Here is a 14,559-nt window from a genome sequence, read left to right on the forward strand (position 1 = left end):
TGTTTGGACACACCTTTTTTTATTTTAGCACCCCGTTATTTTCAAGTTGCTCGATTTGTTGAGCGGAGTACCCATACTGTTCTAAAATCTCTTCCGTATGTGCCCCGATTTTTGTTCCGACAAATTGATAATTTGGTTCAATCCCATCAAATTTTAAAACGGTTCCAATTTGGCGTTGCACTGTACCATCTAGTTTCGGTACATCCACGAGCATATCTCGCGCCTGAATTTGTGGGTGCTCACAAGCTTCATCGAATGCTAAAACTGGTTCTACACAGCCTTGAAAATCCTCGTTAAAAATATCTAGCCACTGATCGAATGTTTTCGTACAAAAAGCATCAGAAACGGCATCTTTAAAGCGTTTTTGCGTATATGCCGAATCTTTAAATTTACTATCGATTAGCTCAGGGATCCCGAGTGCTTCACAAAGGAGCTTGCGGAATTGTGGCTCCAAGCTTCCGACTGAAAAATAGCGCCCATCTTTTGTGCGGTAATAATCATAAAACGTTCCACCGTTTAAAATTTCTTCTTCTGGCTGTGGTCGACGTCCGCTGCCAAAATATTGAGCTCCGTAAACGGCATTCATCGCAAACATCGCATCCGTCATCGAAACATCGATAAATTTCCCTTCACCTGTTTTCTCGCGGTGTAATGCGGCAGCCAGCACCCCTACTGCTGCATGCATAGCTCCACCCGCCATATCGGCAATTTGAATCCCCATAGCAATTGGTTTTTTATCTTTCAAACGTGAATGATCGAGCACTCCCGCAACCGATAAATAGTTATTGTCATGACCTGGACGATTGGCGAACGGTCCTGTTTGTCCATAGCCAGTAATGGAACAGTAAATAATGCGCGGATTGATGGCTCGCAACGTTTCATAATCAATGCCAAGCCGTTTCATCACACCTGGACGGAATCCTTCAATGACAATGTCGTAATCATTAATTAATTTTTTTACAATAGCAATTGCCTCGGGTGTTTTTAAATTGAGCGAAAGAGAACGCTTCGAACGATTTAAGTGTTGATGAATATAAGATTCCTGCTCCTCATCATATGGTGGCATAATCCGCATTAAATCAACGCGGCGTTCTGATTCAATATGAATGACATCTGCTCCTAAGTCAGCAAACATCATTGTTGCAAATGGTCCTGAAAAAAGCGAACAAAAATCAAGAACTTTTAATCCGTTTAAAATTGTCATTTTCCCATCCCCTTTTAGTGGTTAATAACAGAAAGATGTAATAAAACAGGTTTTCTTTGTGGTAACCAGTATTATAACAGTTGTTTTTATGAAATTATATATCTATGTAACAATATTGCAAAAATAGTCAGAAAATTAATGTCCGATTGTTTTAATTTTGTAACTTCTCTATATATACAGACGACTAATAAAAAAAGGGGGGCTGGATGGATTGAAAAGGCGACTGTTTATGCTATGTATTCCTTTCGTGTTAGTAGGATGTGCACTTACAAATACACAAACAATTATTGATTGGGTGGATTTTATAAAATTGAATGATACACAATACTATGGAATTTACGAAACAGAGCTTGCTTCAGACGACTTTTTAGGTGATGTCACATCCGTTGTGCAATTTAAGCTTGATGAAAATATCACAACTACTTCATATAAATCAAAAAATGGTGATGCTGCCTTTCATGAAAAGGGTACGGAAATCTATGCGATTAAAGGGCTAGAGGATGTGTATGCCATTCAGGCGGATTATAAAATAAATGGCTATCAAATTTATTTTGAAGATGGGAGCATGAATAGCTATCGTTTTGCTACAATGCCTCAAGAAGAAGTCCACAAAGTTGAATTGCATAAAATGAATGAACAAGGTGATTACAAACTTTTAACCACGCTGAATGACCAAACTGAAATTCAGTCGTTTCTCGCTTTTCTAAATGAGAGTGAAGAAAACCAAAACTTTGAGCCAAAAACGATTGATCAAGATCCAACTTCTTTTGAAATGGTTTTTTACAGTGACGCACCAATCGCACATCGCTATGGGCTACAATATGACGGCGAAACGTACTATTGGTATCCGTGGGAAACAGCGACATTGGATGAGGATATCGGTGAATATTTTAAGGAATAACAAGGGAATAAAAAAGCCTACAAAATTGCGTTCGGTCAATTTTGTAGGTATAGGTTGTTAAATCGAATAGAAATTCATCGTGAAGTAGGGCTGGTTTTTATTATTAAATTCGACTCCTACGAAAATATGCGTGAATTCTTTGCGTAAAATATTTTCACGGTGCCCGAGGGAATTCATTAATGCCTCATGTGCATAAATGGCGCTATATTGACCGTATGCTAAATTTTCGCCCCACCAAGAATAAGAGACACCGCCATTTTTCATACGATCGCCACCACGTCCGCCAGCTAAATCTACGTGACCGAAGAAGTTATTATTGGCCATGCTTGCACTATGCTTACGCGCGACACCATTAAATCCAGGCGTGTAAGTCAGTGGCTGTAAACCTTCTGCGACGCGTGCTTGATTGATAAGCTCTACCATTAAGTGTTCAAAGCCTTCACGTAATTCGTCTGAAGGAGTTGCAAAAAATCCAGGTTTCGACATTTCGGAACGGGCGTCCACCCATGTAATCGAACGCACTTTATTTTGTTTATGTGCATCATAAAAAAATGTCACGTAATGGTTGTCTATTAAGTACGTGCCACTTGTTTCGTTGTCATATTTATCAATATAAGTTTGTGTGTAGTTTGTTAAGTTTTTTTTAATTTGCTTTAGTGGCTCTCCGTATTTGGCTATCACAGTATCACGTGAGCTACCTACTTGAATATCAAATGCAGATTGTCCTTCAGTTGTTTCATAGCCAGCAACGGATTGTCCATTTTTTGTACCTACTAAGTTAAATTGTTTATAGTTCGAAGTGGGCATGTCCCAAGTGAAGTCGTATTCAGTAGGGAATGATTTGACTGCAGTACTAGCAGGAGACGCATCATTATTTGCGACCGTTTTAAATGGAATAATGACACCTTGGTTCATTGATTTTCCAGCGGTTGTATTTAAATTGTTTGTGACAACTACCTTATAGTTTGTGTCGTACTGTAAGTTTGAAGTTGGTGTAATGGTTAATTTATTATCAGAAACAGTGGATTGAATCGCAATTTTATTTGCCTTTTGATCTTGTATATAAACATTGTGCTTAACAGAATCTGCTGCAATAGATTTATTAAATGTAATTGTCCATTTTTTATTGACCGCAACATCTGAAAAAGAATCCCATTCATCTGATTCTTTTGCACTCGCGATGATTAATGTAGCACTAAATAATATTGGAATGATGATCCCCATCATTGAACTTGTTCTTTTCAATTGTAACCTTTCCCTTCAATTAAAAGTATATTAACCTCAAGTATTTTATAATAGATTTATAGGGAATTTCACGGATGGTGATTGAGCATATTACTTGCATGACTCATTAGAAATATTGACTTTATACGTTTTGTTCTATGTAATATCCAATATAAGGTAATGTGTAAGTCTTGTTAAATAATGGGTTTAAATTACGTTTATGTATAAAGAGAATAAAGGAGAAATTTTGCGTATAAAGGAGTATATTTACACGGTGTCTTTGTGTCTACTTTTTACAAAAATCCCCTTCACAATTAGGACGTTTAGTTGTGGGTATTTAGCATTGTTTTTTGTTTTATTGTAAATAGAGATTTAGTAAAAGGTCATAGTGATCAGTGAAAGCGCGGGATAACCTATATATTGTTGAATTTAATGGCATATATGGAAATAGGATAAACGGGATTCCAAAAGAACAAATCAAATTTTCTATAAAGGAAAAGTAAAATTTGACCGATATAAGAAGGGTAAAGTTATCGAGTTACATAATTTCATAATTTAAAAAAGGGGAGGTAATCTCTAAATGAATTCGAAAAAAACGCATAAGCTATCAAAAGCATCGGTTGCAGCAGTACTAGCAGCGAGCGGTGTCATTGTAGCAATGCCACAACCAACACATGCCTATGGATTCGGTGATTTAAATCCAAATGCAGATTATTATGAGCCAGTCATGGATTTATATAAACGAAATATCGCGACAGGTGATTCAAAAGGAAACTTCCGACCAAATGAAGCGATTACACGTGCAGATGCAGCAAAAATGATTGCATTGTCGATTAATATAAATACGAAAAAAGTTAAAAATCCAAAGTTTAAGGATGTACAAGCGTCACACCCAAACTATAAGTATATCGCGGCTTTAGCAGAAGCAGGCATCATTGGCGGTTACCCAGATAACAGCTTTAAACCGAACGAATATATTACACGTAGTCAAATGGCAAAAGCTATATCGCTTGGCTATCGGTTCGGTGTGTCTACGAAGCTGACAAATACATTTCAAGATGTACCAGCAACAAATGCCAATGCCTATTTTATTCAAACACTTGTTGATTTAAATATTACAAAAGGAATAACACCGGTAGCATTTGAGCCATCTAGCACAGTAACACGCGGTCAAATGGCGACATTTATTTGGCGTGCAGAGAGAGCCGATAAAGGAACTCCGGTCTACGCGATAGGGGATATTACAGGGGATAAAGTTTATGTAAACGGTGTACCGTATACAATTGCTCCATCTTTGCGCGGAGTTTTTAATGCTTCCAACAAGCGTATTTTAAGTGGTGCACATATCGAAGGTTCTTTTACGAACACGACGCTAACAGCCGTTTCTAAACTGACACTTAATGCAAGCGGGACATCAACAAGCTTATTAGCACTTGATGGAGATTATTCAACTTTTGGTGGAGAACTGATCATTAACGGAAGTTACTTGCGCTTAAAAAATATCGATTTAACAGGGCGCGTAGAAGTAGCAGAAACACCGCGCAAATCATTAGCGAAATATATGACCAATCCATTGCAAAATGCACGAATTGCGAGCATAAATGGCTTTGGTTTTATTGATTGGGGCAAGCCGACAGAACCAGAGGAGGAAGGCTTTTTAAATCCGGATGAAGACGAAAAGCTAACGGAAAAGCCAAAACCATCAAAACGACCGAAGAAGCAGTCTTATAAAACACGTATGCCAAAGATTGAGAAATATGTAGACTTTTCAAATTCAACGGTACGCAATTTATATATTACTCAAAATCGTTCGTTTGTATCGGCAGAGGATACGATTGACCGTATAACTGTTCAGCGGGATGTCGCACAATACGAACTGTATGCAGATGCCAATGCAATGTACATCGACACGGATGTCAGTGTAACGGTATTTGGTGTGAATGATGTTCAGTATGTATATAAAAATACACTGAAAAACGTTTTTTTCCATACAGATAGTTACTATGACTATTTATATGTAACAACAGGTAGTGGTTTTATTGATATTGGTGAACATGTTTACATCGGGGAAGCCATTATACCACCTAATAAATCGGTAAATGATATTTTTGATGACTACGAAAATGATGATGAGAATATTGGCTGGATTGAAGATGAGGATGGTAACCCAGTAGAGCGTGATCCAGAAGAAGATTTGGTTGTACCAGATGTAACGGCACCAAGTATTTTAAAATTATCGGTAACAGCAGGAGGAACACTTGCGAACGTTTCATTAACAGCGGATGAAGATGGTACGTACTATTATATTGTAAAGAAAACGGACGAGAAGCCACCTTCAATTAATGAAATTAAAACAGGTGGCAGTAAATTTAGCGGTAATGGCCCGATTAAGCAAGATACACCTGTTAATTTTACGGTGAATGACTTAGAAACACTAACGGACTACACAATTTATGTCGTTGTTATTGATGGTGCAGATAACGTTTCGAATAAAGAATCTGCGGACTTCACAACGATTGATGGACAGCCACCTACATTAAAATTAAAAAAAGGCGACCCAATGTATGGCGGGAAACGTGTTCAGTTTGTCATCACACCAACTGAGGCAGGTACGTACTATTACTATATTCGACCAAAAACATCAGATGCTGCTCCAACGGTGGATGACATTATTAGCAGACATACCGGCACAGGAAAAGCAACAGAGCCTGGCGACATTGTTATAACGGAGCATAACTACGGCGCAAAGCCAAACTTAAATGATATTCAGCCGAATACAACTTACGAAATATTCGCGGTGATGGTCGATTCATCGGGTAATAAGATGCGTACGGTGTCGGATATTGAGATTAAGACAGAAGGACCGGATACAGATCATCCTTATGTAAATGATACAGGTTTGAAACTTGTCGATAGAGAGAACGGTATTTTCGAACTAACGGTAAGTGAAAAGCTAGATAAAAAATCAGCTGAAGATGTAAATAATTATATTTTATCAGGTACAGGTATTGTTAACGTAACTGGACAAAAAGAAATAAAGCCATCTAAAGTGGAATATGCAGAAAACGGAACGAAAATTCGCTTAACGATTCCTTCGCTTACAGCTTTAGTAAAAGGTGATACGATTCGTGCAACAATTTTACCAGGTGTAACGGACTTAGCAGAAAATCCGTTTGAAAATATTGATACAGTGCCAGTACAACAAGTACCACGTAACTATGCAGAATATCGTCATGAAGATACAGATATACCAGAAATTAAGATTGATAATGTAATTACTGGGCCAACTAAATATGAAGTAGAAGTAACGACGAAAAAAGCAGGAACGTACTACTACATGATTTTACCAGACAATTATGATTTCACAGGTAAAGATATTAAAAGCCGCGATTTCGTTGATGAGTTCTCGTTGGATCCATCAATCGTGACAGGTAAATTCGGACCAGTTGGTAATGAAGATTATTTATATAAAGAAGGAGATAAACCAGCTGAGCTTGGCACATTCAAATTCGATGTAGAAAAGCCTAAAAATCTTGATCCATTTACAAGTTATTCGATTTATATGGTATTAAAAGACCGTTCAGGCCAATTGTCGATAATTGAGAGCAAGTCATTAATTAGCGATTCAAAGCCACCGTTAGTATCAAATATTAGAGTAGAATCGATTAAAGATAATGATACAGCAGTAAAAGTAAAATTAAATGTCGATGAGAAAGCGAAATTCTATGCTATTCCTGTGAAAAAGTATATTTTAGATGCAGCAGGTAATCGAGTGCTTAATGCAGACTACTTTAATACAGATGGCACGCTGAAAGACATTGATGGTACGTTGGGTTCGGACTTATCAGATGCAGAGCGTAAAGCAAGCTTTATGAGCATTAATGGTACATTAAAAGAAGCAAGCTCAGATAAATTTGGCGAAATTGATTTTGATATTTCTGAGTTAGATGCACATGAAGAATACGGTATTTACATTGCAGCAGAGGATACGTATGGTAACTTTACAGTAAGACAACGTAGCAATTCGACCTCTACGGATATTAATGAACCAATTGGCGGAATGATGAAAGCAACATTCTATACGGATGGGACGAAGCCGTTTATTGATAATGATCAAATTGTTTATAGAAACTTAGATGCAACAAATCCGACATTTACGATTACTTATAATGAAGCAATTATGCGTGAAAAAGATACTAATCACTCTATTGTAGATGCTACAAATTGGTCGACTATATTAGATATTGCCGATGAAGATGGAAATTTAATTACGGGTAACTATAGTTTTGTAAGTTATACAGTTGGTACAAAAACTACTGACAAATCGACATTAGTTATTAAGCCAAATAGTACAACTGTTGCGAATCAAACATTTACTGTGACGATGAAAGCACCACAAGAAAATCCAGGACAGCCAGATAAGTTAATTGCATATGACTATATAGATCAAAATGGATTTGTTTTAGATAAGATTGGGAAGTATGAGTGGCCAGGCGATGTTAAGAGTAAGATTGAAGATGCCGTTCTTACAGGCATAAATGCTGGTACACCTGCAGTACCTGCTTCAACAACAATGCGTGCAATGATGTATCTTGATATCGATTTATCATTAAATCAAACATATTACTATGCAGTTACAAATAGTTCAAAAACATCAGTTGACCCACAACTTGTGATGGACTTGGTAAATAATCCGGATACACCGAACAATGATATTTTTGCATATGGATCAGGACAGCTTTCAGCTAATAGCGTAGCCGATAAACAAGCTACACTTAACTTAACGGCCCCACCTGCAGTTGGGGCGTATACACCAGTATTTACAAAAGGAAATAACTTCTTTATCTTTACAATTGATAAATACGGGAACATTGTATGGGCAAATGATGAGAGTAGTGGGCTGAAATATCGTCAGATCAGCAATGACTTTAATATACCGTTTCAATAACCTGTACCGGGTGTACCCACAATTCACTACAACTTATAAAGATGCAATATACAAGTTTATAAAGGAAGAAGTCCTATGTGAGATAAAATCTTGCATGGGGCTTTTTGGTAGGGTAGAAAAATAGTAAAAAGTTTTTTCGCATAGTTATCACCATGAAAATGCCATTTTGGAACTCAATTTCAGCGGTGTTAAATGTTTTTCTAATTTAGGTCGTACATTCATTTTTTTATAAAATTGGCTAAGCTCATAAAAAACGAAAGGGAGCTATTGATTGATAGCATCGCAAATATTAGAAAAGCCAGCTAATTACTCGAAGTCACAATTGACCCATGACGATTTGTGGAAGAAGGTAATTGCGGAGCTGTTTGAAGATTTTTTGTTGTTCTTTTTACCAGAATTTCATGCAGAAGTCGATTTTTAGAAACCCATCGTTTTTGCAACAGGAGCTCTTCAAAGAGATTATTGAGGAAAGAAAAGGGAGCAAAATGGCCGATCAAATTGCTAAAGAGCAATTGAAAAACGGGGAAGAGCGGTGGGTGCTGGTGCATACGGGGAAGTTCAAACCGATGATGCAGAGGATTTCCCATAACAAATGTTTAAGTATTACTACCGAATTTTTGATTGGTGAGGTTGGCGAGGAGGAAGTGCTAAAAAAGTATTCCCAAATATAATTGCTAAAGAAAAGAACAATGAAGGGATGATGGATGTTACGGGTTTAACTTTCGAAGGGATAGCAGCATTAAGAAATATCGTTCAATAAATAACTTGCTGTTTTATGTATGGGAAATTCCTACAATACAATTTATAAAAATATTGAATGAGGGGAAGTCCAATGTGAGAGAATTTTGCATAGGGCTTCTTTTGGTTTGAAGAGAAAGGAAAGTTTGAGGGGCTTTTAACTTAATTCAGCAAATGTATTCGTACCTAAAGAAAAGTGGTAGTTACAGAAGTCTGCTACTTCTATAAGTGCGGGATGAATGCCAAAAAGGCAATTCTATTTGCGGTGGGGGTTCAAACCCCGGCTGAATTGGGGAACAAAGGCTAAGCCCGTCACGTCCTGTGACAACGTCTTTGTGATCGACATCGTGTTGACCCAAGCCCCGGCGGATATCACAGATTTTTAAAGAGGCCTGCGTGATACAGGTTAGTTAGCCGTTGTCGCATGGACGCGACGAACTTAGGCTAACATCCCTAGTGAGTGAGCTCGAAAAAATCTGGACGCAATTACGCCAAGGTGTAATTGATTGGTCATTTAAGGTGTTTCTTCAACAGTAGTTATTCTTACTTCAGGCGGTGAGTTAATAATTCATTTAGCTTGCTTCTCAATAATTGAAAGTGCTGTTTCTTTTAATGTAGCCCCCAAAAATACCGTTTGTACTTATGCAAATCTCCCTTTCTTATAATTGTCTCAACTCCTACGACAAATTTGTATGACTATCGAATATATGTTTTTTGGTAAATCGGATTTTCATTAGTTATTAAAGATTAAAATAAATAATTGAATTTTCATAGAATTGTGTTATTATGAATTTTATAAAACATATATAATTACTAGGTATTGATGTTTGTTAATTAGAGAAATCGGATAAGAAAAGGGAGAGATTTTTAATGTCTACATTAACAGTAAAGGCAAAAACTACTTTAAAAGAAAATGTATTAGTTGAAGCAGAAGCTAGAGGTCATAAAATCATTATTGATGAACCTGCAAATTTAGGTGGTACAGATAAAGGGATGAATCCAGTTGAGCTTCTTCTATCTGCTTTAGGAGCTTGCCAATCCATCGTAGCTAGAATATATGCGAAAAAGTTTGAAATCGATTTGCAAGATTTTTGGGTTGAAGTAGAAGGCGATATTGATACAGATGGATTCCTTGGTAAATCGGATGTACGACCTGGATTTGAATCCATCAGATATACATTCCATATCGAAACAACAGCTTCAGAAGAAAAAATTGAGGCATACAAAGAATATATTGAAGCACACTGCCCTGTAGGTGATACAATTGCCAATACGGTTAATCTTGTATCATCAAAAGTAGTTGTGGAGAATTCAGTTAAATAAAGGTTTCAATTTGTGGAAAAATATGAGCCAAACACCGGAAACCAAGTATTCTTACTTATCCCGATTGAAGAATATGTATAAGCAATTCTGACAATATGATACAATTTATGTAAATATGTTGAGTGAGGGGAAGTCTTATGTGGAAGGAATTTTGCATAAGGCTTTTTTTGGTTAAAAAAGAAAGTTTGAGGGATTTTTAAAAACAATAAATACGTAGGGGGGAAAGAAAATGATTAACAAGAAATTTCTACAAGCAGCAGTTCCAGTAGCGGTATTAGCAACGGTGGCAGTAGTACCTGGAGATATAGTATATGCAAATGGAATTGATGTGACAGCGAGCGTAACGATGAAGGATTTCACAAATCTAGAACTTAGCGTAAACAATCCTAAGGAACGACAGATTGAGAGTATAGAAATTAATAAAGAAGGGATTTTCGCGGACTTTGGTTTAGATGCAGACAAGGTAAGAGTCGGTGATGTGCAGAATGGACATAGTGTTGATTTTTCAAAGGCGCGTGCTATCCGTACAGTGAATGGAAAACCAGCGACAGTTATGCACTACAATAATCAAGAGTCTATCGTTATTACTTCAGAGTATTTAGATAATATTATGATTACTACTAAAATCGAAGTACCTTTTGTAGATGTAGCCAAAACGAGCGGATATTACGATGAACTAACTGAAGCGTATAACTATGCATTAGTTGGGGGAACTGCTGCAGATAAATACTCTCCAGATAAAACGATTACACGGGGGGAATTCTCTGCTATAATTGCGCGCGCCCTAGAGATTGGAAGTTTTGAACCTGTTGATTATTATACTATGGAGGATCTTCGCGGAAAATGGTACCACCAAGAAGTGCAATTCTTAACGGATCGAGCAATCATTACTGGATACTCTACTGGTAACTTTGGAGGAGAAGATGAAATAACTCGTGAACAAGCGGCCTCAGTTATTACGCGAGCTTTAGCTAATATTGGAGGTGACATTAACTTTTATAATAAATTAAGAGTTAAAGATATTTATGAAGTGAGTGATTATGCTAGGGATTCGGTGCAATTTTTAGTAGAGCAAAGAATTATTGAAGAGGATGGGAAATTCCGCCCTAAGGATAAATTAACTAGATCTGAAATGGTGGAACTTTTAGTACCGGCATTAAAAACAAGTCGTAAGTACTAGAAGTAACCTGTACCGTGTACACGAACAATTAGCCTTCTACTCGATTGGCTAGAAAAAACTCTGAGTAGGGTTAAGTGAACGTTTTTAGGAATATATGGTATTGTTGTATTGACATATTTACTAATATAGGGGGAGTTTATTTATGTGGAAAAAATTATCGGCTTCAGCACTGACATTTTCACTTTTAGCAGGTGGAGTTATAGCGGAATCAGCAAATGCATCAGGGAACGAAGAAATCACGCGAGGTGAATTTGTGAAAGTCGTGATTGATGCGCTTGACGTGCCACTTGGTAGTGGAGAAACAGTAAAGTTCCAAGATGTACCGGATTCATTAAAGCCGTATATTGAGAAGGCAGTTGAATTAAAACTAATCAAGGGGAAAACAGCAACACAGTTTGCCCCGAATGATAAATTAACGCGTACACATGCCTCTATTATTGCAGCACGCGGGATTCAAAGTAGTGAAACATATCCATCAAGTTTAGTAGATCAATTTAAAGATGGCGACAAAATCGCAGAGAGCAATCGGGAAGAAGTGGCTAAAGCAGTAGGTCTTGGTTTACTTTCTGGCTATGAGGATGGTACGGTTCGCCCGAATAACTTTATGACAAAAGCGCAAGCACAACAAATTTTAGCAAACTTTTTAAAGGATTATAGTCCAGTAGAGGCAAATACGACTGTAGCATTACGAATTTTGGGAACGACAGATATTCATACTAATATTGTGAATTATGATTACTATAAAGATGCAGAGGCGAACAATTTAGGTCTTGCTAAAACAGCAGTACTAATTGATGAAGCACGTAAAGAAAATCCGAATACGCTATTATTCGATAATGGAGATTCGATTCAAGGAACACCACTTGGTTCTTATATACAATCTGTTCAAAAGTTAAAAGATGGCGAAATTCATCCATCAATCGCTGCGATGATTGCATTAGATTATGATGCTGCTACATTCGGTAACCATGAGTTTAACTATGGTTTGGAATACTTAGATGAAGTAACGGACGATGCACCTTTCCCGTATCTCAATGCCAATGTGCGTAATGCAACTACGAAAGAATTAATGTACAAGCCTTATGCGATTATTGAGAAGGAAATGGTGGATTCAAACGGCCAGTCAACGACGATTAAAGTTGGTGTAACAGGTATTGTCCCACCACAAATTTTAAAATGGGATAAAACTTTACTTGAAGGAAAAGTCACAGTAGATGATTCTGTTGAGGCTGTAAAAGCAGTAGTGCCACAAATAAAAGAAGCTGGCGCGGATGTCGTTGTTGTCTTATCGCATTCTGGCTTAGGTGATGCTAAGCATGAAGTTGGTGAGGAAGATATAACGTACCTACTTTCAACAATTCCAGATGTTGATGCGATTGTTACGGGACATGCACATGACGTATTCCCGAACAAAGTAGATACTTCTTTACCGAATGTGGTGTTAGAAAAAGGTACTATGAACGATGTACCGGTTGTTATGGCAGGTAAATTTGGTAGCCATTTAGGTGTAATTGATTTACAACTAGAGAAAAAAGGCGATTCATGGGACGTAACAGAGGGTACAGGTGCGGTGCGTGAAATTGATAAAGATAGTTCAAAAGTGAATGAAGCTGTCGTGAATAGCGTAAAGGATGCACATGCTGGAACAATTGACTATGTGCGTCAAGCTGTTGGGACGACTGAAGCAGTAATTCATAGTTACTTTTCACAAGTACAAGATGATCCGTCAATTCAAATTGTTACGAATGCACAAATGGATTATGTAAAAGCTAAAGTAAAAGGTACTTCATATGAAGGCTTACCTGTATTATCTGCAGGTGCACCATTTAAAGCAGGAACTCGAAGCGATCCAGAATATTATACATTTATTCCAAAAGGTGAGTTAGCAATTAAAAATGTAGCTGACTTGTATTTATACGATAATACAGTATCGATGTTAAAACTTACGGGTGCAGATGTAAAAGAGTGGTTAGAAATGTCAGCAGGCCAATTCCATCATATTGATGTAAACAAAGCAGGCGAGCAGCAATTAATTAACAACGATTTCCGTTCATACAACTATGATGTAATTGATGGCGTTACGTATGAAATTGATGTAACACAACCAGCGAAATATGACGCATCAGGTAATGTTTTAAACGAAGGAGCATCTCGTATTGTAAACTTACAATATGATGGTAAGCCAATTGATTTAAAGCAAGAATTTGTTGTAGCGACAAACAATTACCGTGCAAGTGGAACTTTACCAGGTGTGCGTAATGCAACGGCTATTGAAAATTATACAGATGAAAACCGTCAAGTCATTATTGATTATATTTTAGCTGAAAAAACAATTGACCCGTCAGCTGATGGCAACTGGAAATTCTCACCGATTCTAGAATCAGTGGAAGTTGTTTTCGAAAGTTCAAAAAAAGCAGTGGATGTTTTAGGAGAAAATACAGCTATTAAATATTTGGGTGAAGGCACGAGCGGCTTTGGAAAATATTCACTAAAATCAATTAAATAAGAACAAAAGCAAAGGCACTGAAAAACCAATGTTATTTATGACAATTTAGTTTTTTAGACAAAAATAAGGCACTTTCTATTCATTAGCGAATGGAAAGTGCCTTATTTCTTTAACTTGATTCAGCAAATGTATTTGTACCGAAAGCGAAGTGACAGGTACAGAATTCCTCCGCTTTTATAAGTGGGGGATGAATGCCAAAAAGTACAATTCTACTGGGGGGTTCAAACCCAGGCTGAATCAAGTTAGTAACCAGCACCAGATCACAAACAATTAAAGATCCATCATGCGCAAAAGGCAATTTCACTTTACTTATCCGTGGACCAAGACCCCCTGATATTGCCATATGACTATTCCATTTAATAAAAGTGGTTAAGTTGTGTAGTTTTATAAATTTATGGTAATGCTTATAATTTAATGTCATATCAAATGGTGAAGCGTTTGAAAGGGAATTTTTCCAATTGTCACAGCGCAATCAGAAGAGTTAACAATCATCAAGACATACGATATGGAACTTGGAAAATTGGATGCCTATTAT

The 14,559-nt window shown here is 37.1% G+C and carries 8 protein-coding genes; 6 read left to right on the forward strand and 2 right to left on the reverse strand.

Annotation, left to right across the window (positions count from 1 at the left end):
* Positions 1-19: 19 nt before the first annotated feature.
* Positions 20-1,204 carry a CaiB/BaiF CoA transferase family protein gene (locus MHI10_RS01135; protein ID WP_340782222.1) on the reverse strand — a complete coding sequence of 395 codons (1,185 nt, stop codon included), beginning with the start codon at positions 1,202-1,204 and terminating at the stop codon, positions 20-22.
* Positions 1,205-1,415: 211 nt separating this feature from the next.
* On the opposite strand from MHI10_RS01135, the gene MHI10_RS01140 reads away from it, so the two are divergent.
* A complete protein-coding gene (locus MHI10_RS01140) occupies positions 1,416-2,105 on the forward strand; it encodes a hypothetical protein (protein WP_340782224.1) in 690 nt (229 codons plus the stop codon).
* A gap of 57 nt (positions 2,106-2,162) precedes the next feature.
* Here the strand turns inward: MHI10_RS01140 and MHI10_RS01145 are convergent, their stop codons facing one another.
* Entirely contained in the window at positions 2,163-3,350 is a 1,188-nt protein-coding gene (locus MHI10_RS01145) for a CAP-associated domain-containing protein (RefSeq protein ID WP_340782227.1), read from the reverse strand.
* Between the two features lie 559 nt (positions 3,351-3,909).
* On the opposite strand from MHI10_RS01145, the gene MHI10_RS01150 reads away from it, so the two are divergent.
* The 5 genes from MHI10_RS01150 to MHI10_RS01170 all read left to right on the forward strand — a co-directional run bounded on the left by MHI10_RS01150 (position 3,910) and on the right by MHI10_RS01170 (position 14,024).
* Positions 3,910-8,277 (forward strand): S-layer homology domain-containing protein, encoded by a 4,368-nt coding sequence (locus MHI10_RS01150; protein WP_340782231.1) that lies wholly within the window; start codon positions 3,910-3,912, stop codon positions 8,275-8,277.
* Positions 8,278-8,762: 485 nt separating this feature from the next.
* A complete protein-coding gene (locus tag MHI10_RS01155; RefSeq protein WP_340782232.1) occupies positions 8,763-8,948 on the forward strand; it encodes a hypothetical protein in 186 nt (61 codons plus the stop codon).
* Between the two features lie 937 nt (positions 8,949-9,885).
* On the forward strand, positions 9,886-10,338 hold the full coding sequence (locus tag MHI10_RS01160; protein WP_340782233.1) for an OsmC family protein: 453 nt from the start codon (positions 9,886-9,888) through the stop codon (positions 10,336-10,338).
* 229 nt (positions 10,339-10,567) lie between these two features.
* On the forward strand, positions 10,568-11,518 hold the full coding sequence (locus MHI10_RS01165; RefSeq protein ID WP_340782236.1) for an S-layer homology domain-containing protein: 951 nt from the start codon (positions 10,568-10,570) through the stop codon (positions 11,516-11,518).
* A 142-nt stretch (positions 11,519-11,660) separates the two neighbouring features.
* Positions 11,661-14,024: a bifunctional 2',3'-cyclic-nucleotide 2'-phosphodiesterase/3'-nucleotidase gene (locus MHI10_RS01170; RefSeq protein ID WP_340782237.1), complete on the forward strand. Its 2,364-nt coding sequence runs from the start codon at positions 11,661-11,663 to the stop codon at positions 14,022-14,024.
* The last annotated feature ends 535 nt before the right edge of the window (positions 14,025-14,559 follow it).

It is taken from the genome of Solibacillus sp. FSL K6-1523, from assembly GCF_038005225.1.
Taxonomy (GTDB): domain Bacteria; phylum Bacillota; class Bacilli; order Bacillales_A; family Planococcaceae; genus Solibacillus.

Bases quoted from the DNA above. Each gene is read 5' to 3' on its own strand.
- MHI10_RS01135 (WP_340782222.1), bottom strand. From the start codon at position 1,204: ATGACAATTTTAAACGGATTAAAAGTTCTTGATTTTTGTTCGCTTTTT.
- MHI10_RS01150 (WP_340782231.1), top strand. From the start codon at position 3,910: ATGAATTCGAAAAAAACGCATAAGCTATCAAAAGCATCGGTTGCAGCA.
- MHI10_RS01155 (WP_340782232.1), top strand. From the start codon at position 8,763: ATGGCCGATCAAATTGCTAAAGAGCAATTGAAAAACGGGGAAGAGCGG.
- MHI10_RS01160 (WP_340782233.1), top strand. From the start codon at position 9,886: ATGTCTACATTAACAGTAAAGGCAAAAACTACTTTAAAAGAAAATGTA.
- MHI10_RS01165 (WP_340782236.1), top strand. From the start codon at position 10,568: ATGATTAACAAGAAATTTCTACAAGCAGCAGTTCCAGTAGCGGTATTA.
- MHI10_RS01170 (WP_340782237.1), top strand. From the start codon at position 11,661: ATGTGGAAAAAATTATCGGCTTCAGCACTGACATTTTCACTTTTAGCA.